This window comes from Mycobacterium sp. (genome assembly GCF_044223235.1).
GTDB lineage: Bacteria > Actinomycetota > Actinomycetes > Mycobacteriales > Mycobacteriaceae > Mycobacterium.
The window spans coordinates 82,480-102,189 of the sequence record NZ_JBGAME010000010.1 but is presented as its reverse complement, the minus strand read 5'-3'; the positions used below and the strand labels follow the sequence as shown (position 1 = coordinate 102,189).

The window sequence follows — 19,710 nt, the reverse complement described above, 5'->3', positions numbered from 1 at the left end:
TGTGCGCTGCGCGCAGGCGGTCGTCATCACATCAGCCGTCAGGAAGTCCGGCCAGAATGTTGGCGAGCACGATCTCGGGCACCGATTCGGGGAATGCGCAGAACGTCACCTCGGCGAGAACGACGTCGCGCACCTGATAGTCGCGGCCGCATCCGCCCGGGCTGCGGGTGGACACGGCCTCGGGTGTGCCGGTCCAGTCGCCGAGGAGCATCCTCCCGTACGTCGTGGCCGCGCAGTCGCCGATCCGAGCCGCGAGGGCACCGAAGGCGCGCCGCGCCGTGGCGGTGTCACGGTAGCCCGCCACCGCCTCGGAGATCAGGCCGCCACGAGGAGGGAGCTGAAAGGTCGTCTTGCGGAACTCCTCGACCTCGGGGCCGAACGTCAGCGTCTCCGCAAAGATCCATTCACATTGTGGATCAGCGGTTTTCGCCAGTTCCTCGATGTCGACGGGGACCTTGGCGTCCATGGTCGGGATGATCGTCAGATCGTCGCCTGCACCGGTGATCGCCCGCATCTGTCGTGGGTCGAGGATGAGCGTGTCCACGTCGACGGGCGAGCGCGAGTCGTCGTCGATACCCGGCGCCGCGCGCACCGCCTGCCCGGTCACGGACTGCGCGCATCCCGCGGCGATCAGCACCGTTGCACACCACGCCAGTGCGGGTGCGGCCGATCGGGTCACAGTGCGGATCCCCTTCCCGTCGCGAGACTAACCCCAGGCGCGGGTGATCGACGGCCGGACGATCGAATAGTGTTGGCCGAGTGAACGTTTTCGCCGCGGCAACCGGAATCGGGTCCTGGCCGGGCTCGGCACCCCGACCGGCCGCAGAGGTGGTGGTCGGAGAGCTGCACACCCTGACCCACCTGGTGGAACTGCCCGCCCGCGGCGTAGGCGCCGACCTGATCGGTCGGTCGGGCGCGCTGCTGGTCGACATCGGCATCGACACGGTGCCGCGCGGATACCGGATCGCGCCGGGGCGCACCGCTGTCGTGCGCCGGGCGACGAGCATGCTCGAGGAGGACGTCGACGCGCTCGAGGAGGCGTGGGAGGTCGCCGGGCTGCGGGGCAGCGGGCGGGTGGTGAAGCTGCAGGCGCCCGGACCGATCACGCTGGCCGCGCAGCTCGAGTTGTCCGGCGGCCACCGCGCCATCACCGACCTGGGGGCGGTACGTGATCTGGCCGGTTCGCTGGCCGAAGGTGTGGCCCTCCACCGCGCGACCGTGGCGCGCAGGTTGGAGACCACGGTGGTGGTGCAGTTCGACGAGCCGTCACTGCCCGCCGCCCTGGCGGGACGGCTGGTGGGTGTCACGGCACTGACCCCGGTGCACCCGGTCGACGAGGCGCTGGCGACGGCGCTGGTCGACGAGTGCGTCGCGCGAGTCGGCGGCGAGGTCGCGGTGCACAGCTGTGCCGCCGGGATGCCGTGGAAAATGTTGCAGCGCAGCACTGTTCACGCGGTTTCCATCGACGTGTCGACGCTGGTGGCGGCCGACCTGGACGGGATCGGGGAGTTGGTGGAATCCGGCCGCACGGTGCAGCTCGGCGTGGTGCCGTCGACGGCACCGGCCGCGCGCCCGTCTGCGGAGGAGGTCGCCAAATCCGCGGTGTCGCTCACCGATCGGCTCGGATTCCCGCGCTCGGTCCTGCGCGACAGCATCGGGGTGACCCCCACCTGCGGACTTGCGGGTGCGACGCCCGCGTGGGCGCGGGTGGCCGTGGAGCTGGCCCAGACGGCCGCCGATGCCTTCGCCGAGGACCCCGACGCCATCTGACCAGGCCTGCTACACCCTACGCAGGTCCTTTCGCAGGATCTTGCCGGACGCGGACTTCGGGATGGCGTCGATGAACTCGACGCATCGCACCTTCTTGTAGGGCGCGACGTGGCTCGCGACGAACGTCATCACGGCGTCGCCGGTGAGGTCGGAGTCGGGCTGCCTGACCACGAACGCCTTGGGCACTTCTTCGCCGGATTCGGTGTCCACGACACCGATCACGGCCGCGTCGGCGATATCGGGGTGATGCAGCAGGACGGCCTCCAGCTCCGCCGGGGGCACCTGATAGCCCTTGTACTTGATGAGTTCCTTGAGCCTGTCGACGATGTAGACGCAGCCGTCGGCGTCCACCTCGGCCAGGTCGCCGGTGTGCAGCCAGCCCCCGTCGTCGATCGTCTCGCGGGTGGCCTTGTCATTGCCGAGGTATCCGGCCATCACGTTCGGGCCTCTGAACCACAGCTCGCCGGTCGTGCTGATTCCCTCTGCGGGCGGGGTGATTTCGGCGCCGGATTCGGGGTCGATGATCTTGCACGTTGCGTTGGGCACGGTCCAGCCGACCGAGCTCAGCGGCGCATCCTTGCCCGTCGGGCTGGTCGCGCCGAACGGGGTGAAGTGGCTGACCGGGCTGAGCTCGCTCATGCCGTACCCCTGCACGAGTCGGCAGCCAAGGCGCTTGGCTGCGGCATGCCCGATGGCGGCGTCCAGCGGTGCCGCGCCCGACAGGATCGCCCTCAGCGAGGACAGGTCGTGATCGTCGATCATCGGGTGTTTGGCCAGGGCCAGCGCCACCGGGGGAGCGATGAAGACCACCGTGCAGCGGTGGGTCTCGATGTTCTCCAGGAACCGGCCGAGGTCGAAGGCGGGCATGATCACCAGCCGTGCCCGCGCTTGCAGGGCGGCGTTGAGCAGCACCGTCATCCCGTAGATGTGGAAGAAGGGCAACACGGCCAGCACCGTGTCGTCGGCCGTCATCCCGTGCAGCGGGCGGATCTGGGCGACGTTGGCGACGAGGTTGCGGTGGGTCAGCATCACACCTTTGGGGACGCCGGTCGTGCCCGAGCTGTACGGCAGCACCGCGAGCTGAGTGGCCGGGTCGAAGCTGACCCGTGGCGGCTCGACGCCTGCGGTGAGCAGGTCGTCGGCGTTCGGCCTGCCGCTCGCGGCCTCGCCGTCGCCGTCCAGCACCACCAACTCGGCATCCGCGAGGCCCACCGCCGCGGCCGCCTCGGAGGCGTCAGGCAGCAGCGGCGTCACGGTGATCAGCATCCTGGCGTGCGAGTCGGTCAGCTGCTTGGCGATGTCGTTCGCGGTGAACAACGCGTTGATCGTGGTGGCCGTCGCGCCGGCGCGCAGGATGCCGTGGAAGGCGATCGCGAACGCCGAACTGTTGGGCGCCAGCAGCCCGACGACGTCACCGACCCCGATGCCGCGCGCGCTGAGTGCCCCCGCGAATGCGTCGATGCGGGTGACCATCTCGCCGTAGGTGGTGTTCGCACCCGTCCCGGTATCGATCAGCGCGACTCGATCGCGGTCGGCCTCGGCGATGTCGCCGAACAGGAAGTCATACACGGCCGATTGGGGGATCTCGACGTCGGGAAAGGGACTTGCGAAACTCACGGCGCCTCCAATGGATTCGTGTTTCCGATGGTGTCAGAGATCGTCGAGCTGTTTGATCAGTTTGCGTGTGGCGATCATCCGGAATGACGCATCGACCAGTTCCCGCACCTCGTCCCAGTCCACCTCGGCGGCGGTGAAATTCAGCCCCAGCCAGCCGTAGGGTCCCATGTACGCGGGGTAGAAGAACCGCCGATCCTGTTCGAGGGCCTGCCGGTCGGACTCGTCGACCTTGACCAGGATCGAGTAGGGGTAGGCCACCATGTCGCTGGACTGTTTGGCGTTGCCGCCGTACATGACGAACATCTTCGGCGCACAGAACACCGGCCTGCCCCAGGAGATCTTCTCGAATGCTTGCGGGAATGCCAGCGCGATGGTCCGCACCTGAGCCAACCCGAGGTCGTCGTCGGCGAACATGATCGGGTGGGGCATATCGCCAGGGTAGCGGCGGAGCCACCCGCTGAGGGGCGGAGGAAACGGATTCGTCGTTTCGCTCTGCGGGCGCCCCCGACGTGCGAGTCTTGCATCATGATCGGCAGACGGGGGTTCCTGGCGCTGTCGGCTGCCGGGGCAGCCTCGGGTGTGCTGGGGGGATGCTCCACACGATCACCCGAGCCGGCGGCCGCCGAACAACCCACGGGGCAAGCCGGTCCTGCCGGCCACGCCGTCGAGGTCACCATGAACGCGGCGGAGACCGACGTCGACCTAGGCGGTGTGCCGGTCCGCACGTGGACCTACACCGGCACGGTGCCCGCCAAGGAAATCCGCCTGCGCAAGGGGCAGGAACTGCGCGCGCATGTCACCAACGGCGTGCCGCAGGACACCTCGGTGCACTGGCATGGTCTGGCGATACCGAACGCCATGGACGGCGTCCCGGTGCTGACGCAGCCGGCGATCGCCCCCGGCGGCAGTTTCGACTACCACTTCGTGGTGCCCGACGCGGGCACCTATTACCTGCATTCCCACGTCGGGACCCAGCTTGACCGCGGCATGTACGGCCCGCTGATCATCGAGGATCCGGCCGACGGCGCCGACTACGACGACGAGCTCGTGGTGGTGCTCGACGACTGGATCGACGGCACCGGCACCACTCCCGATCAGGTCGCCGAGAACCTGAAGAAGACCGGCATGAAACCGATGACGGGTGCGGCGCCGCCGCTGAGCCCGAGCCGGCCGCTCGGCGAGGACGGCGGCGACGTCACCTACCCGTACTTCCTGATCAACGGGCGGACGACCACCGATCCGCAGGTGATGGATTACCGTGCGGGGCAACGGTTTCGGCGGATTCGGCTACGCATCATCAACGCGGGCGCCGACACCGCGTTCCGCGTGGCGGTGCCGGGAACCGAACTCAACGTCACCCATACCGACGGCTATCCGGTGGTCCCGCGCCGAGCCAATGCGGTGATTCTCGGAATGGGCGAGCGCGCCGACGCCATCGTCACATTGCGATCGTCGGCCCCGGTGATCGCTGCCGCCGAAGGCAAGGACGGCTACGCGCGCCTCGAGCTGCGCGTGGGCAACGCGCCGTCGAACGTCGACGTCGACGCGTTTGTCGCCGGGTTGCGAACCTCGGAGGTGCTCAACACCTCGAGTCTCGATGCGGCACCGGATGTCATTCTCCCGCAACATGATCCGGACACGACGGTCGACCTGCGGCTCGCGGGCCCGATGGCCGGATACACCTGGCCGATCAACGGCAAGCTCTACGATCCGCCCAACAACGGCATCGCACTGGCGCCGAACGAGCGCGTCCGCGTCCGCTTCGTCAGTGAGTCGATGATGTTCCACCCGATGCACCTGCACGGCCACACGTTCCAGGTCGTGAACGCCCAGGGGACGGGGCCGCGCAAGGACACCGTGCTGGTGCCGCCGAAGCAGACCGTCGAGGTCGATTTCGACACCAACAACCCGGGCCGCTGGATTATCCATTGCCACAACGACTACCACCTCGACGGGGGTATGGCGACGTTCCTCGAGTACACCGGCTGAGCGGCCTCGGGCGGCTGTAATACTGGCCGCCATGACCGCTGCAGCCGACTACGTGACACTCCCGTCCGGTGAGCCGATCCCCGCTCTGGGACAGGGCACGTGGTTCTTCGGGGAGGACCCGGCCCGCGCCGGTGACGAGGTCGCCGCGATCCGGCTCGGACTGGACCTCGGGATGACCGTGGTGGACACCGCCGAGATGTATGGCGACGGGGGAGCCGAGGTCGTCGTCGGAGAGGCGATCGCCGGTCGTCGCGACGAGGTGTTCCTCGTCGACAAGGTGCTGCCGCACCACGCGACCCGGCGGGGCACCGTACGAGCATGTGAAGACAGCCTGGACCGGCTCGGTGTCGAACACGTCGATCTCTACCTGCTGCACTGGCGCGCCGGTGTCCCGCTGGCCGAGACCGTTGCCGGCTTCGACGACCTGCTCGACGCGGGCAAGATCCGGTATTGGGGCGTCAGCAATTTCGACGCCGACGATATGGCGGAGCTGGCGGATGCACCCCACGGTGAACAGGTCCACACCAACCAGATCCTCTACAACCTGACCCGACGCGGACCCGAGTACGACCTGCTGCCGTTGCTGCGGGAGCGCCGGGTACCGGTCATGGCCTACTCGCCGATCGAGCAGGGCCGACTGCTGGGGCACCCGGCGCTGCGCGAGGTGGCGGCGCGTCACGACGCCACCACGGCTCAGATCGCGCTGGCGTGGGTGCTGCGCGACCGGAACGGGGGTGGCGTCATGGCGATTCCGCGGTCCGCGAACCTCGCACATGTCAGGGAGAACGCGGCGGCGCGCGACATCCGGTTGACGGCCGACGATCTGCGGGCACTGGACGCCGCGTTCGCACCGCCGACGCGGCGGCGTCCGCTGGAGATGCTCTGAGCCTGCCGTCCGGGCGGGCACCGCTCGGTGTCGGTGTCCTCGGTTAGCCTGCGAGGGTGAGCACGCAGGCAACCCCGGATCCCGAGACGGTGCTGGCCGACCAGGCCGGCGAGGCGGGGGACGCGGACCTGCGGCGCCGCTGGCAGGATCTTGCCGACGAGGTGCGCGACCACCAGTTCCGCTACTACGTGCGCGACGCACCGATCGTCACCGACGCCGAATTCGACACGCTGCTTCGCCAGCTGGAGGCGCTCGAAGAGGACCACCCCGAACTGCGCACACCGGATTCACCGACGCAGCTGGTGGGCGGCGCCAGGTTCGCCACCGATTTCACCCCCGCCGACCACCTCGAGCGCATGCTCAGCCTGGACAACGTCTTCACACCCGAGGAGCTGGCCGCCTGGGCGGCGCGCCTCAGCGGCGAGATCGGCGATGACGCTGACTATCTGTGCGAGCTCAAGATCGACGGGGTCGCGCTCGCCCTCGTCTACCGCGACGGCAGGCTGGTGCGCGCCGCCACCCGCGGCGACGGGCGCACCGGCGAGGACGTCACGCTCAACGCCCGCACCATCGACGACGTGCCGGAGGTTCTCGCCGAGTCCGACGAGTTTCCGGTGCCCCCGGTGCTCGAGGTCCGCGGCGAGGTGTTCTTCCGGGTGTCCGACTTCGCGGACCTCAACGCCAGGCTGGTGGCCGAAGGCAAGGCACCATTCGCCAACCCACGCAACAGCGCCGCCGGGTCGCTGCGGCAGAAGAATCCCGCCGTCACCGCGCGGCGCAACCTGCGGATGATCTGCCACGGCCTCGGCCACGCGGAGGGGTTCGCCCCGAAGACGCTGCACGACGCCTACCTGGCGCTCAAGGCGTGGGGGTTGCCGGTGTCCGAGCACACCGCCAGGGTGCGGGGGCTGGACGCGGTGACCGAGCGGATCGCCTACTGGGGCGAGCACCGCCACGACGTCGAGCACGAAATCGACGGTGTGGTCGTGAAGGTCGACGAGATGGCGCTGCAGCGCCGGCTCGGTTCGACCTCCCGCGCGCCACGCTGGGCGATCGCCTACAAGTACCCGCCGGAGGAGGCGCAGACCAAACTGCTCGACATCCGCGTCAACGTCGGCCGCACCGGCAGGGTCACCCCGTTCGCCTACATGGAACCGGTGAAGATCGCCGGCTCCACCGTGGGCCTGGCCACGCTGCACAACGGGTCCGAGGTGAAGCGCAAAGGTGTGCTCATCGGTGACACCGTGGTGATTCGCAAGGCCGGCGACGTGATCCCTGAGGTGCTGGGGCCGGTCGTCGACCTGCGCGACGGCACCGAACGTGAGTTCGTGATGCCAACGCACTGCCCCGAATGCGGCACCCCGCTGGCGCCGGCCAAGGAGGGCGACGTCGACATCCGCTGCCCCAACGCCCAATCCTGCCCGGCGCAGCTTCGCGAGCGTGTCTTCCACCTGGCCGGGCGAGGTGCGTTCGACATCGAGGGGCTGGGTTACGAGGCCGCGGTGGCGCTGCTTCAGTCCGGTGTGATCACCGACGAGGGTGACCTGTTCACCCTCACCGCCGACGGCCTGCTGCACACCGAGCTGTTCCGCACCAAGAGCGGTGAGCTGTCGGCCAATGGCAACCGGCTGCTGGCCAACCTGGGCAGGGCCAAGGCGCAGCCGCTGTGGCGGGTGTTGGTGGCCTTGTCGATCCGCCACGTCGGGCCCACCGCCGCGCGCGCGTTGGCTACCGAGTTCGGCAGCCTCGACGCGATCATCGCCGCCTCCGAGGAGCAACTCGCCGCGGTGGAGGGCGTCGGCCCCACCATCGCCGCCGCGGTCATCGAATGGTTCACCGTCGACTGGCACCGCGCGATCGTCGACAAATGGCGCGCGGCCGGTGTGCGGATGGCCGACGAACGTGACGCCAGCGTGCAGCGCACGCTGGAGGGGCTGTCGATCGTCGTCACCGGCACGCTGCCGGGCCTGTCCCGCGACGAGGCCAAGGAGGCGATCATCATCCGCGGCGGCAAGGCGGTCGGTTCGGTGTCGAAGAAGACCGCCTACGTGGTGGCCGGTGACTCACCGGGCTCGAAATACGACAAAGCCGTCGAGCTGGGCGTGCCGATCCTCGATGAAGAGGGATTCCGGCGCCTGCTGGAGAGCGGGCCGGACGGGCTGGAGGGCTGAATCAGCGCCGCTTGATCAGATGCCTTCCAGGAACTCGTCGAGATCGAGCGTCGAGCGTCGCCCGAGGTCGGCGCCGTGCGCGGTGATGAACGCGTCGGCCGCTTTGCGTCCCTCGTCGCGCAGCATCAGGAAGAATTTCCACTCGGCCAGCAGCTTCGACGAGTAGCCCAGCTCGAGCATGACGTCGCTGGCGATGCGATGGATGCGCATATCGGCCAGCGCGGCCCCGTCACCGGTGCCGGGGTCGGCGACCTGACGCAGCAGTGCGGCCGCGCGCAACTCCTTGATCAGCACGGAGTTGAATGCGATCTCGTTGAGGCGGTTCTGGATCTCGATCGCCGTCCGCGGCGTCCCAGGTCGCTCGATCGGGTTGATCTGCACCACGATCGTGTCCGAGGCGGTGCATTCTCGGATCAGCGGCGTCATGCTCGGGTTGCCGGTGTACCCGCCGTCCCAATACGCCTCGCCATCGATCTCGACGGCCTGAAACATCGTCGGCAGGCACGCCGAGGCGAGCAGGACATCGGGGGTGATGTCGGCGTTGCGGAACACCCGCCCGCGACCGGTTCGCACGTTGGTCGCCGTCACGAACACCTTGATCGGTGCCTGGGCCAGTCGGTCGAAGTCGACGTTTTCGGCCAGAATCCCGCGCAGCGGATTCCAGCCGAGCGGATTGCTGACGTACGGCGAGACCACCCGCGCTGCCAAATCGAGCGCGGCGAACACCGGCGAGTGGTCCATGCTCCATTTGCCGGTGAGAACCTCGATCGGGCCGCGTTTGAGCGGACTGAACAGCGCGGCGTCCGACACGCTCTTCCAGAACTTCTCCAGCGCCTCGCGGGCCCGTGACGGGCCGCCGTCGGCCAGAGCCGCCGCGAGCACAACCGCATTCATCGCCCCGGCCGATGTGCCGGAGACGCCGTCGAATTGCAGCCACGACTCCTCGAGCAGGCGGTCCAGCACGCCCCAGGTGAACGCGCCATGCGCGCCACCGCCCTGCAGGCCCAGATCGACGGCTACCGGATCCCGGTCCATCAGGGGGTGCCTGTAGGGATCGTGCCAGTGATGAATGTCACGTCAAGATCTCCTCGGTTTGTCGTGGCCGAATGGTCGTCACCGCACGCCGTCTTCACCGCACGCCGTCCTCAACGCACCAGGATCGTCGCCACGATCCCGGCCAGGTAACCGAGCCGTGCCACCTCGGACGGACGGAACTGCGGACCACCCGGGCGGCCGAGCATGACCGCGGTGCGGGGGCCGCCCAGCGGGGCGGCGGACAAAGTGGTGTCCATATCGCGCCACAGCTGCGGCACCCAGTCGGCGGTTGCGTCCAGAACGGCGGCGTTGTCGAGGGGTAGCCACGGTGCGGCCTCGGCCTGTGTCTCGGGTGCACCGGCACTGCCGACGACACGCTGCAGCTCCCCGTTGCGCAGCTCCACGACCTGGCACCACCCGACACGCAGCACTTTCGGTGCCTCGTCGGCCAGCACCTGAAGCTGCTTGTCCTTTCCGTCCGCGGCGGCGATGTGATCGATCAGTTCGAGTTCGCGGTGAGCTTCCAGCAGGCCGGTATACGGGCGGATGCTGTCGACGTGCACTCCGTGCAGGGCCTCGGCGGCCGTGATCAGCATGTCCGGCATCGCTCCCGCGGGCAGATCCACCACCAGGTCGTCGACGGCGAAGCCCGCTCCGCGCTCGACCACGTCGAGGGACAGGATGTCGGCGCCCACGGAACCGAGGGCGACGGCCAGGGAGCCGAGGCTGCCCGGTCTGTCCTCTAGCTGGACCCGCAGCAGATACGAAGGCACGCGCAACACTGTTGCACAGCCGCTGCAGGTCAGCAGGTCGGGCCACTGGTGACGGCCGTTCCTTGTCGGGCCGTGGGCGGCCCTCCTTCGTCACCTGTGGGGTTGGATCGCCAGGTTCCTTGTCGGGCCGTGGGCGGCCCTCCTTCGTCACCTGGCTAGGCTGGTCTGTCGTGTCGCAGATCTCCCGAGACGAGGTTGCCCACCTGGCGCGCCTCGCCCGCCTCGCCCTGACCGACGGCGAACTCGACAGCTTCGCCGGTCAGCTGGGCGCCATCCTCAACCACGTCGGCCAGATCCAGGCCGTCGACGTCGCCGGCGTCGAACCCACCGACAACCCGCTCACGGCCGTCAACGTCACCCGGCCGGACGTCGTCGGACCGTGCCTGACCCAGGAGCAGGCCTTGGCGGCGGCGCCCAAGGCCGTCGACGGCCGTTTCGCGGTCCCGCGGATCCTGGGGGAGGCCGAATGAGCGGCGGGTCCGCGGCCGAGTTGGTCAGGCTCGACGCCGCCACCCTCGGCGCGAAGATCGCGGCGCGGGAGGTGTCGTCCGTCGAGGTCACCCGAGCGTGCCTCGATCAGATCGCCGCCACAGACGAGCAGTACCACGCCTTCCTGCACGTCGCCGAGGACCGAGCACTGGCCGCCGCCGCCAGCGTCGACGAAGCCGTCGCCGCGGGTGAGCCCCTCGCATCCCCGCTGGCAGGTGTCCCGCTCGCACTCAAGGACGTATTCACCACGACCGATATGCCGACTACCTGCGGCTCGAAGATCCTCGAGGGCTGGCAGTCACCCTACGACGCCACCGTCACCGCACGCCTGCGTGCGGCAAGCATCCCGATCCTCGGCAAGACGAACATGGACGAATTCGCCATGGGCAGTTCCACCGAGAACTCGGCCTTCGGCCCGACCCGCAACCCGTGGAACGTCGAGCGGGTGCCCGGCGGCTCGGGCGGCGGCAGCGCCGCGGCCCTGGCCGCCTTCCAAGCCCCGCTGGCCATTGGCTCGGACACCGGCGGCTCCATCCGCCAGCCCGCGGCGTTGACCGCGACGGTCGGGGTGAAACCGACGTACGGCACGGTGTCGCGGTACGGGCTGATCGCCTGTGCCTCGTCGCTGGACCAGGGCGGCCCGTGTGCCCGCACGGTGCTCGACACCGCGCTGCTGCATGAGGTGATCGCCGGCCACGACCCGAGGGACTCCACGTCGCTGGACGTGGCGGTGCCCGACGTGGTGGCTGCGGCCCGGGCGGGCGCCGAGGGGGACCTGAGCGGCGTTCGGGTCGGGGTGGTGCGCCAACTGCGTGGCGACGGCTACCAGCCGGGTGTGCTGGCCGCGTTCAACGCCGCAGTGGACCAACTCACGGCGCTTGGCGCCGACGTCAGCGAGGTCGACTGCCCACACATCGACCACTCACTGGCGGCCTACTATCTGATCCTGCCCTCTGAGGTATCCTCCAACCTGGCGCGTTTCGACGCGATGCGTTACGGCCTGCGGGTGGGCGACGACGGCACCCACAGCGCCGAAGAGGTGATGGCGTTGACGCGCGCCGCGGGATTCGGTCCGGAAGTCAAGCGCCGCATCATGATTGGCACCTACGCGCTGTCGGCGGGCTATTACGACGCCTATTACAACCAGGCGCAGAAGGTCCGCACCCTGATCGCCCGCGACCTCAACGAGGCCTACGAGACCGTCGACGTGCTGGTGTCGCCCGCCACGCCGACGACCGCATTTCCGTTGGGGGAGAAGGTCGACGACCCGCTCGCGATGTACCTGTTCGACCTGTGCACACTGCCGCTGAACCTGGCCGGGCACTGCGGAATGTCGGTGCCCGCCGGTCTTTCGCCCGATGACAACCTTCCGGTGGGGCTGCAGATCATGGCGCCGGCACTGGCCGACGACAGGCTCTATCGCGTCGGCGCCGCCTATGAGGCGGCAAGGGGTTCCCTGCCCGCCGCGCTGTGACCAGCGAGGTCGGACGTCAACGTGCAAGATAGGGGCCATGCGGACGCGAGGAGCGTAAGTCATGCGGATCGGAGTGCTGACCGGGGGCGGTGACTGTCCGGGACTCAACGCCGTGATCAGGGCGGTGGTGCGGACCTGCGACGCCCGGTACGGCTCAACGGTGGTCGGTTTCCAGGACGGCTGGCGTGGCCTGCTGGAGGATCGGCGCGTCCAGCTCAAGAACGACGACCGCAACGACCGGCTGCTCGCCAAGGGCGGCACCATGCTCGGCACCGCGAGGGTGAACCCCGACAAGCTGCGTGCCGGGTTGGACGACATCAAACAAACCCTGGAAGACAACGGCATCGACGTGCTGATCCCCATCGGCGGCGAGGGCACGCTCACCGCTGCGCGCTGGCTTGCCGAGGAGGGTGTGCCCGTCGTCGGTGTGCCCAAGACCATCGACAACGACATCGATTGCACCGACGTCACATTCGGCCACGACACCGCGCTGATGATCGCCACCGAGGCCATCGACCGGCTACACAGCACCGCCGAATCCCATCAGCGGGTGATGCTTGTCGAGGTCATGGGTCGCCACGCCGGGTGGATCGCGCTGAACGCCGGATTGGCCTCGGGCGCGCACATGACCCTGATTCCGGAGCAGCCCTTCGATATCGAAGAGGTGTGCCGGTTGATCAAACAGCGATTCCAGCACGGTTCGTCGAGTTTCATCTGCGTGGTCGCCGAGGGGGCCAAACCCGCGGAGGGGTCGATGCAGCTGCGCGCCGGCGGCATCGACGAATTCGGGCACGAGCGGTTCACCGGCGTCGCCGGGCAACTGGGCATCGAAGTGGAGAAGCGGATCAAGAAGGAGGTCCGGGTCACCGTACTCGGACACGTCCAGCGCGGTGGCTCCCCGACCGCCCACGACCGGGTGCTGGCGACCCGGTTCGGCGTCAACGCCGCCGACGCCGCGCACGCGGGTGAATACGGGATGATGGTGTCGCTGCGCGGCCAGGACATCGGTCGGGTCCCGTTGGCCGATGCCACCCGGCAACTGAAGCTGGTGCCGCAGAGCCGCTATGACGACGCGGCGGCCTTCTTCGGCTGATGTCTGGCTGATGACCGGCTGGTGTCGGCTGCAGCCCCCGCTGACAGCTACTCGCACCGAGTGGCGCCGCCGCTCTCCGGGCCCGCGGGCAGGCACCACTAAACTCACCCCCATGACTGTGGCGCACTCCGCGGAACTCCTCGACTACGACGACGTGGTCGCACGCTACGAACCGGTGCTGGGTCTCGAGGTGCACGTCGAGCTGTCCACCGCGACGAAGATGTTCTGCTCCTGCGCCAACATGTTCGGCGCTGAACCCAACACCCTGGTGTGCCCGTCCTGCCTGGGGCTGCCCGGCTCGCTTCCGGTGCTCAACCAGGCCGCGGTCGAATCGGCGATCCGCATCGGCCTCGCGCTGAACTGCGAGATCGTGTCGTGGTGCCGGTTCGCCAGGAAGAACTACTTCTACCCGGACATGCCCAAGAACTATCAGATCAGCCAGTACGACGAGCCGATCGCCGTCAACGGCCACCTGGATGTGCCGCTGGACGACGGCACCACCTGGCGGGTGGAGATCGAACGCGCCCATATGGAAGAGGACACCGGCAAGCTCACCCACCTTGGCAGCGAGACGGGCCGGATCACGGGCGCGACGACATCGCTGCTCGACTACAACCGCGCGGGGGTGCCGCTCATCGAGATCGTCACCAAACCGATCGAGGGCACCGGTGCCCGGGCGCCGGAGATCGCCAGGGCCTACGTCACCGCCCTGCGGGATCTGTTGCGTGCGTTGGATGTTTCCGACGTACGGATGGATCAGGGTTCGATGCGCTGCGATGCGAACGTGTCGCTCAAACCGACCGGGCAGGCGGAATTCGGCACCCGCACCGAGACCAAGAACGTCAACTCGCTCAAGAGCGTCGAGGTGGCGGTCCGATACGAAATGCGCCGTCAGGCAGCGGTTTTGACAGCTGGGGGGCGGGTGCACCAGGAGACCCGGCACTTCCATGAAGACGGGTACACCTCACCCGGCCGTAGCAAGGAGACCGCGCAGGACTACCGCTATTTCCCCGAGCCCGATCTGGAGCCGGTGGCTCCGAGCGCCGAACTGGTCGACCGGCTGCGTGAGACCATTCCCGAGCTGCCGTGGTTGCGCCGCAAGCGGATTCAGCAGGACTGGGGGGTTTCCGACGAGGTGATGCGCGACCTCGTCAACGCGGGTGTGGTGGAGTTGGTGGCCGCCACCGTCGGGCACGGCGCGTCCAGCGACGCCGCGCGGGCATGGTGGGGAAACTTCCTGGTGCAGAAGGCCAATGAAGCCGGCGTGGCGGTGTCCGACCTGGCGATCACGCCGGAGCAGGTCGCGGCGGTGGTCGCGTTGGTCGACGGCGGCAAGCTGTCGAACAAGTTGGCCCGCCAGGTGGTGGAAGGCGTGCTGGCGGGCGAGGGGGAACCCGAGGCGGTGGCGACCGCGCGGGGACTGGCCGTCGTCCGTGACGACTCGCTGATCCAGGCCGCGGTCGACGAAGCGCTCGCGGCCAATCCCGATGTTGTCGACAAGATCCGCGGCGGCAAGGTGCAGGCCGCCGGCGCGATCGTCGGCGCGGTGATGAAAGCGACCAAGGGCCAGGCCGACGCGGCGAGGGTGCGCGATCTGGTGCTGCAGGCCTGCGCTCAGTAGCGCACCACGCGGCACCGCGCTATCGGGGCTCCGGCGTGTGGTGGCGTCAGGTGTTGTCGGCGTTGCTGCGCGGGAAGCCGCCGCCCTGCGGGAACAGCGGGAACACGACGTCGTCGAGACGCTCGGCGTCACCGGCGGTCTTGTTGACCGTCGCACCCCACACGTTGCCGTCGGGCGACAACGCCAACGCCCACACATGTCCCCGGGTGTCCTGGCGGATCACCTCGGGGTCACCGGTCACCGCGCCGGTGTCCGGCGCCAGCCGCACCGCCACCGTCTGCTTGGTGCCGACGAGGTTGACCAGGATGGTGCCGTCCAGCGCCGCGCAGCCGGCCACGCCCGGGCGGTCGGGCCAGGTCCAGACCGTCGACGTCGTGGAGTCCTTGGTGATGCGCTGCAGGCGGTCGGCGGTGGGCGTGCGATCGGTGATGTACAGCGAGCCATCGGACGGATCGATGCACATCGCGCCCGCGGAGCCGAGCCCGCTCAGCGCGGTGGTGGTGGGGGCCTGGTCGACCGTCGTCGGCTGTTCGATCCGCAGCAGCTTCCCGGCCAGCGACGCCGGATCGGACGCCGCCGCGGGATCACCGGCATCCCCGGTCTGCACGAGCAAGGTGGTCGGGCTGGTGAAGATGAGCGAACCCATGTTCCCGCTGGCGCCCCTCGGTATGCCGGTCAGGATGGGTTTGGGAAAGTCGCCGTCGGCGATGCGCACCACCCGGTTGTCGCTCGGCGTGGTGATGTAGGCGTACATCAGGCGGTCCTGCGAGTACGTCGGCGACAACACGATGTCCATGAGCCCGCCGTCACCGGACGCGTCGACCGGGATCGTGGTCTTGAGTATGGGCTCCGCGCGCACCGAGACCTCTTTGACCGCGCCGGTGAGACGCTCGGCGACCAGCGCGGATTGGCTGTCCATTCCCATGATCAACCCGCTGGTGCTGTCCAGGCAGCCCTGCATCACGCCCGGTGCCGGGCATTCTTTGGGGAACGGTGTGGCCGGCAGTGGCGGCGGCGGCGGGGGAGTTGACGTGGGACCTGGGCGCAGCTCGGGTTCGGTGGTGAAGGGCTGCGACTGCGCCGAATCGAACCGCGCACATCCCGCACCGGCCAGCAGCGCGGCACACACCAGGGCGACGACACCCCGTACGGGCCTGCGCGTTCTCATGCTGGCCAGGTTACGGACGCTCCGGCGGTGCGCGCCACGCCGACCGTCGGCACCGCCGGTGCGGTGCCCGAAACGCCGTGAATACGGTGGTCGAAGCGCCGCGGTAAATCCCCGGTTCACGGCGGCGTTGCACTTACCCTGGGCAGCGTGACCAGTCAGTCCCAGGACCCGCGCACCTGGCAACGGCCCGATCCAGGCCGCCCGACATCGGCGAGCCTGGTCGATCCCGAGGATGATATGCCATCGCCGAACTATGGTGGAGACTTCGAAACCACCGCCATCCCACGCTATGACACCGACAAGCCCGCCACGGAACAGCCTGCGTACGCCCTGATGAACGAACCGGAACCGCTTCCCTACGTCCAGCCGCCGGCCGGGCCCGTCGGCATGTTCGGGGCCGAGCCGACCGAGATCGAGCGCGACGACCGGATCAAGGCCGCCGGGCGGCGGGGCACCCAGGATCTGGGGCTGATGCTGCTGCGGGTGGGGCTGGGCGCACTGCTGATCGCACACGGCCTTCAGAAGGCCTTCGGCTGGTGGGGCGGCCAGGGCCTCGGCGGGTTCCAGGACTCACTGGCCGAGCACGGCTATCAGTACGCCAACATCCTGACCTACGCCGCCACCGGCGCTCAGATCGGCGCGGGTGTACTGCTCGTCCTTGGTCTGTTCACCCCGCTCGCCGCCGCGGTAGCGCTCGCCTATCTCATCAACGCGCTGCTGGCCGCTGTGACGGCGGCGCCCGGCGGCGGATACCTGTCCTTCTTCCTGCCCGACGGCCACGAATACCAGATCACCCTCGTCGTGGTCGCGGCTGCGATCATCCTCACCGGGCCCGGGCGGTACGGATTCGACGCGGGCCGCGGCTGGGCCAGGCGTCCGTTCGTCGGATCGGCCGCCGCGTTGCTGCTCGGAATCGGCGGAGGCGTGGCGATCTGGGTCCTGCTGAATGGCGCCAACCCCTTGGCGTGATGGTCTGCGCCGATCAATCCCGCGCGTACGGGTTGGGCAGCCGTCCGCCGCTGACCGATGACAGCAACGGCAACGTGGCGAAGGTGACCGCAGGTAGTCGAAACTCGCTGCCGTCCTTGCGCCGCGCGTACGCCCACACTCCTTTACCGAATCGCAGCCCGTCCACGTCATCCCAGGCGATGCTCTCGCTGCCCAGCAGGGTGCGTGCGGTGATCTTGTCCCGGTCGGCCACGGTGCGGTAGCGCACGATCGACGCCGACAGCACCACGGGAATGACGAAAAGCACGGCGAGCCAGTCCGGCGCGGCCAGCACCACCGAGAGCAGGCTCAGCGCCAGGAAACCCACCGCGAAATGTGCGATCGGCGAGATCCGGATGACGACGGGAACCGTCGGAGCGGATGCGGCTGCAGGGCTCACATCGCCATCTTCCCACCGGGTTCGGCGCGGATGCGGGGGACCCGATGCGCAGGCGCCGTCGGCTGTGGCCGAATTTGACCTTTGACCTGTGCGGAGGCTACCGTCGAGTGTTATGCAGACCGAGATGCTCGTAGTAATTGGTTGGCGCGTTGATGCCGCGCTTACCCTTTGCCGGGCATAGCCACCGCATCAACGCGCCACCCTCGTACAGCACCTCAGCTGGCGGGGGTTTTTTCATGCGCACGGTAACGACAACCCAGCCTCGAAATCGAGACGAACAAGAGAACACCGAAGAGGTCACAGTGAGCGCTCCGACAACACGACCACCCGAACGGTCGGCGACACCGCCCAACGGCGGTCACCCGGCCGCTGCGACGCCCGCGGCTGCCAAGGTCCCCGTGCCCCAAGCGAAGCGGATCGCCCCGCATCAGCTCACCGGTGCGCAGGCGGTGATTCGTTCGCTCGAGGAGCTTGACGTCGACGTCATCTTCGGTATCCCCGGCGGTGCGGTGCTACCCGTCTACGACCCGCTCTACGACTCGGAGAAACTGCGTCACATCCTGGTCAGGCACGAGCAGGGCGCCGGACATGCCGCCGCGGGCTACGCGCATGTGACCAACAGGGTCGGTGTCATGATGGCGACCTCCGGTCCCGGCGCGACCAACCTCGTCACGCCGCTCGCCGATGCGCAGATGGATTCCATACCGGTGGTGGCCATCACCGGACAGGTCGGCCGCGGACTGATCGGCACCGACGCTTTCCAGGAAGCCGATATCTCCGGCATCACCATGCCGATCACCAAGCACAACTTCCTGGTGCGCAACGGTGACGACATCCCCCGCGTCATCGCCGAGGCGTTCCACATCGCCGCATCCGGTCGTCCCGGCGCGGTCCTCGTCGACATCCCCAAGGACGTCCTGCAGGCGCAATGCACGTTCAGCTGGCCGCCGACGATCGACCTGCCCGGGTACAAACCGAACACCAAGCCGCACAACCGCCAGATCCGCGAGGCCGCCAGACTGATCGCGGCGGCACGCAAGCCGGTGCTCTACATCGGTGGCGGTGTGCTGCGTGGCGAGGCCACCGAGCAGCTGCTGGATCTGGCTGAGCTGACCGGGATTCCTGTCGTCACGACCCTGATGGCCCGCGGCGCCTTCCCCGACAGCCACCCGCAGAACATGGGGATGCCGGGTATGCACGGCGCCGTGTCGGCGGTCGCCGCACTGCAGAGGAGTGACCTGCTGATCGCGCTGGGCACCCGCTTCGACGACCGGGTCACCGGCAAGCTGGATTCCTTTGCTCCCGAAGCCAAGGTGATCCACGCGGACATCGACCCCGCCGAGATCGGCAAGAACCGCAACGCCGAGGTGCCGATCGTCGGTGACGTCAAGAACGTGATCGTCGATCTGATAGACGCGCTGCGCCGGGACGGGACGATCGGGTCCATCAACATCGACAACTGGTGGGAGTACCTGCGCGGCGTGCAGTCGACCTACCCGCTGAGCTACGGGCCGCAAAGTGACGGCAGCCTGTCGCCCGAGTACGTCATCGAGAAGCTGGGCCAGATCGCCGGACCGGACTCGATCTACGTCGCCGGCGTCGGCCAGCACCAGATGTGGGCGGCGCAGTTCATCAAGTACGAGAAGCCGCGCACCTGGCTCAATTCCGGCGGCCTCGGCACCATGGGCTTCGCCGTCCCCGCCGCCATGGGCGCCAAGATGGGCCTGCCGGAGGCCGAGGTGTGGGCCATCGACGGCGACGGCTGCTTCCAGATGACCAATCAAGAGCTGGCTACCTGCGCCATCGAGCGTATCCCGATCAAGGTCGCCATCATCAACAACGGCAACCTGGGCATGGTGCGGCAGTGGCAGACGCTGTTCTACGAGGAGCGCTACAGCCAAACCGATCTGGCGACGCATTCGCACCGCATCCCCGACTTCGTCAAGCTGGCCGAGGCGCTGGGCTGCGTCGGATTGCGTTGCGAGCGTGAAGAGGATGTGGTCGACGTGATCAACAAGGCGCGGGAGATCAACGATCGGCCGGTGGTCATCGACTTCATCGTCGGCGCCGATGCCCAGGTCTGGCCGATGGTGGCTGCGGGCACGAGCAACGACGAGATCCAGGCGGCCCGCGGGATCCGGCCGCTGTTCGACGACAATTCCGAAGGACATGCGTGATGAGCGCTTGCGCGAAGAACAGTGTGGCGGGCATGAGCGCTTGCGCGAAGAACAGGGTGG

The 19,710-nt window shown here is 68.4% G+C and carries 17 protein-coding genes; 10 read left to right on the top strand and 7 right to left on the bottom strand.

Annotation, left to right across the window (positions count from 1 at the left end):
* Positions 1-31: 31 nt before the first annotated feature.
* Positions 32-679 carry a sensor domain-containing protein gene (locus ADBZ6K_RS14870; RefSeq protein ID WP_526347926.1) on the bottom strand — a complete coding sequence of 216 codons (648 nt, stop codon included), beginning with the start codon at positions 677-679 and terminating at the stop codon, positions 32-34.
* Between the two features lie 80 nt (positions 680-759).
* Between ADBZ6K_RS14870 and ADBZ6K_RS14865 the strand changes: the two genes are divergently transcribed.
* Complete coding sequence (locus tag ADBZ6K_RS14865; RefSeq protein WP_526347924.1) at positions 760-1,770, top strand: uroporphyrinogen decarboxylase/cobalamine-independent methonine synthase family protein; 1,011 nt, start codon at positions 760-762, stop codon at positions 1,768-1,770.
* Between the two features lie 9 nt (positions 1,771-1,779).
* Here ADBZ6K_RS14865 and ADBZ6K_RS14860 read toward each other — a convergent pair whose 3' ends face one another.
* A complete protein-coding gene (locus ADBZ6K_RS14860; RefSeq protein ID WP_526347922.1) occupies positions 1,780-3,387 on the bottom strand; it encodes a 4-coumarate--CoA ligase family protein in 1,608 nt (535 codons plus the stop codon).
* Between the two features lie 33 nt (positions 3,388-3,420).
* Positions 3,421-3,816, bottom strand: coding sequence for an MmcQ/YjbR family DNA-binding protein (locus tag ADBZ6K_RS14855; RefSeq protein WP_526347920.1), 396 nt, complete (start codon positions 3,814-3,816; stop codon positions 3,421-3,423).
* A 96-nt stretch (positions 3,817-3,912) separates the two neighbouring features.
* Between ADBZ6K_RS14855 and ADBZ6K_RS14850 the strand changes: the two genes are divergently transcribed.
* The 3 genes from ADBZ6K_RS14850 to ligA all read left to right on the top strand — a co-directional run bounded on the left by ADBZ6K_RS14850 (position 3,913) and on the right by ligA (position 8,433).
* Positions 3,913-5,376 (top strand): multicopper oxidase family protein, encoded by a 1,464-nt coding sequence (locus ADBZ6K_RS14850; RefSeq protein WP_526347918.1) that lies wholly within the window; start codon positions 3,913-3,915, stop codon positions 5,374-5,376.
* Between the two features lie 31 nt (positions 5,377-5,407).
* A complete protein-coding gene (locus ADBZ6K_RS14845; RefSeq protein ID WP_526347916.1) occupies positions 5,408-6,262 on the top strand; it encodes an aldo/keto reductase in 855 nt (284 codons plus the stop codon).
* A 92-nt stretch (positions 6,263-6,354) separates the two neighbouring features.
* Positions 6,355-8,433: an NAD-dependent DNA ligase LigA gene (gene ligA / locus ADBZ6K_RS14840; protein WP_526347995.1), complete on the top strand. Its 2,079-nt coding sequence runs from the start codon at positions 6,355-6,357 to the stop codon at positions 8,431-8,433.
* Positions 8,434-8,448: 15 nt separating this feature from the next.
* Here the strand turns inward: ligA and ADBZ6K_RS14835 are convergent, their stop codons facing one another.
* Both ADBZ6K_RS14835 and ADBZ6K_RS14830 read right to left on the bottom strand, forming a co-directional pair.
* Positions 8,449-9,468: a patatin-like phospholipase family protein gene (locus ADBZ6K_RS14835; RefSeq protein WP_526347914.1), complete on the bottom strand. Its 1,020-nt coding sequence runs from the start codon at positions 9,466-9,468 to the stop codon at positions 8,449-8,451.
* A 110-nt stretch (positions 9,469-9,578) separates the two neighbouring features.
* Positions 9,579-10,241, bottom strand: coding sequence for an ACT domain-containing protein (locus tag ADBZ6K_RS14830; RefSeq protein WP_526347912.1), 663 nt, complete (start codon positions 10,239-10,241; stop codon positions 9,579-9,581).
* Positions 10,242-10,411: 170 nt separating this feature from the next.
* Between ADBZ6K_RS14830 and gatC the strand changes: the two genes are divergently transcribed.
* The 4 genes from gatC to gatB all read left to right on the top strand — a co-directional run bounded on the left by gatC (position 10,412) and on the right by gatB (position 14,918).
* Positions 10,412-10,711 (top strand): Asp-tRNA(Asn)/Glu-tRNA(Gln) amidotransferase subunit GatC, encoded by a 300-nt coding sequence (gene gatC / locus ADBZ6K_RS14825; RefSeq protein ID WP_526347910.1) that lies wholly within the window; start codon positions 10,412-10,414, stop codon positions 10,709-10,711.
* Complete coding sequence (gene gatA, locus ADBZ6K_RS14820) at positions 10,708-12,204, top strand: Asp-tRNA(Asn)/Glu-tRNA(Gln) amidotransferase subunit GatA (RefSeq protein WP_526347908.1); 1,497 nt, start codon at positions 10,708-10,710, stop codon at positions 12,202-12,204. Before gatC ends, gatA begins: the two co-directional genes overlap by 4 nt.
* A gap of 61 nt (positions 12,205-12,265) precedes the next feature.
* Entirely contained in the window at positions 12,266-13,297 is a 1,032-nt protein-coding gene (locus tag ADBZ6K_RS14815; protein ID WP_526347906.1) for a 6-phosphofructokinase, read from the top strand.
* A gap of 112 nt (positions 13,298-13,409) precedes the next feature.
* The gene (gene gatB, locus ADBZ6K_RS14810) at positions 13,410-14,918 is read left to right on the top strand and encodes an Asp-tRNA(Asn)/Glu-tRNA(Gln) amidotransferase subunit GatB (RefSeq protein WP_526347904.1); all 1,509 of its coding nucleotides are present in this window, start codon (positions 13,410-13,412) and stop codon (positions 14,916-14,918) included.
* Between the two features lie 46 nt (positions 14,919-14,964).
* On the opposite strand, the gene ADBZ6K_RS14805 is transcribed toward gatB, so the two are convergent.
* Positions 14,965-16,086: a PQQ-dependent sugar dehydrogenase gene (locus ADBZ6K_RS14805; protein ID WP_526347902.1), complete on the bottom strand. Its 1,122-nt coding sequence runs from the start codon at positions 16,084-16,086 to the stop codon at positions 14,965-14,967.
* Between the two features lie 147 nt (positions 16,087-16,233).
* On the opposite strand from ADBZ6K_RS14805, the gene ADBZ6K_RS14800 reads away from it, so the two are divergent.
* Positions 16,234-17,055 (top strand): DoxX family protein, encoded by an 822-nt coding sequence (locus tag ADBZ6K_RS14800; protein ID WP_526347900.1) that lies wholly within the window; start codon positions 16,234-16,236, stop codon positions 17,053-17,055.
* Positions 17,056-17,068: 13 nt separating this feature from the next.
* Here ADBZ6K_RS14800 and ADBZ6K_RS14795 read toward each other — a convergent pair whose 3' ends face one another.
* Positions 17,069-17,473, bottom strand: a complete 405-nt coding sequence (locus tag ADBZ6K_RS14795) for a PH domain-containing protein (protein ID WP_526347898.1) — start codon at positions 17,471-17,473, stop codon at positions 17,069-17,071.
* Positions 17,474-17,775: 302 nt separating this feature from the next.
* Here ADBZ6K_RS14795 and ADBZ6K_RS14790 point away from each other — a divergent pair, with 302 nt between their 5' ends.
* Positions 17,776-19,650 (top strand): acetolactate synthase large subunit, encoded by a 1,875-nt coding sequence (locus ADBZ6K_RS14790; RefSeq protein WP_526347896.1) that lies wholly within the window; start codon positions 17,776-17,778, stop codon positions 19,648-19,650.
* Positions 19,651-19,710: the final 60 nt, after the last annotated feature.

Bases quoted from the DNA above. Each gene is read 5' to 3' on its own strand.
- ADBZ6K_RS14855 (WP_526347920.1), bottom strand. From the start codon at position 3,816: ATGCCCCACCCGATCATGTTCGCCGACGACGACCTCGGGTTGGCTCAG.
- ADBZ6K_RS14850 (WP_526347918.1), top strand. From the start codon at position 3,913: ATGATCGGCAGACGGGGGTTCCTGGCGCTGTCGGCTGCCGGGGCAGCC.
- ADBZ6K_RS14845 (WP_526347916.1), top strand. From the start codon at position 5,408: ATGACCGCTGCAGCCGACTACGTGACACTCCCGTCCGGTGAGCCGATC.
- ADBZ6K_RS14835 (WP_526347914.1), bottom strand. From the start codon at position 9,468: ATGGACCGGGATCCGGTAGCCGTCGATCTGGGCCTGCAGGGCGGTGGC.
- gatA (WP_526347908.1), top strand. From the start codon at position 10,708: ATGAGCGGCGGGTCCGCGGCCGAGTTGGTCAGGCTCGACGCCGCCACC.
- ADBZ6K_RS14815 (WP_526347906.1), top strand. From the start codon at position 12,266: ATGCGGATCGGAGTGCTGACCGGGGGCGGTGACTGTCCGGGACTCAAC.
- gatB (WP_526347904.1), top strand. From the start codon at position 13,410: ATGACTGTGGCGCACTCCGCGGAACTCCTCGACTACGACGACGTGGTC.
- ADBZ6K_RS14805 (WP_526347902.1), bottom strand. From the start codon at position 16,086: ATGAGAACGCGCAGGCCCGTACGGGGTGTCGTCGCCCTGGTGTGTGCC.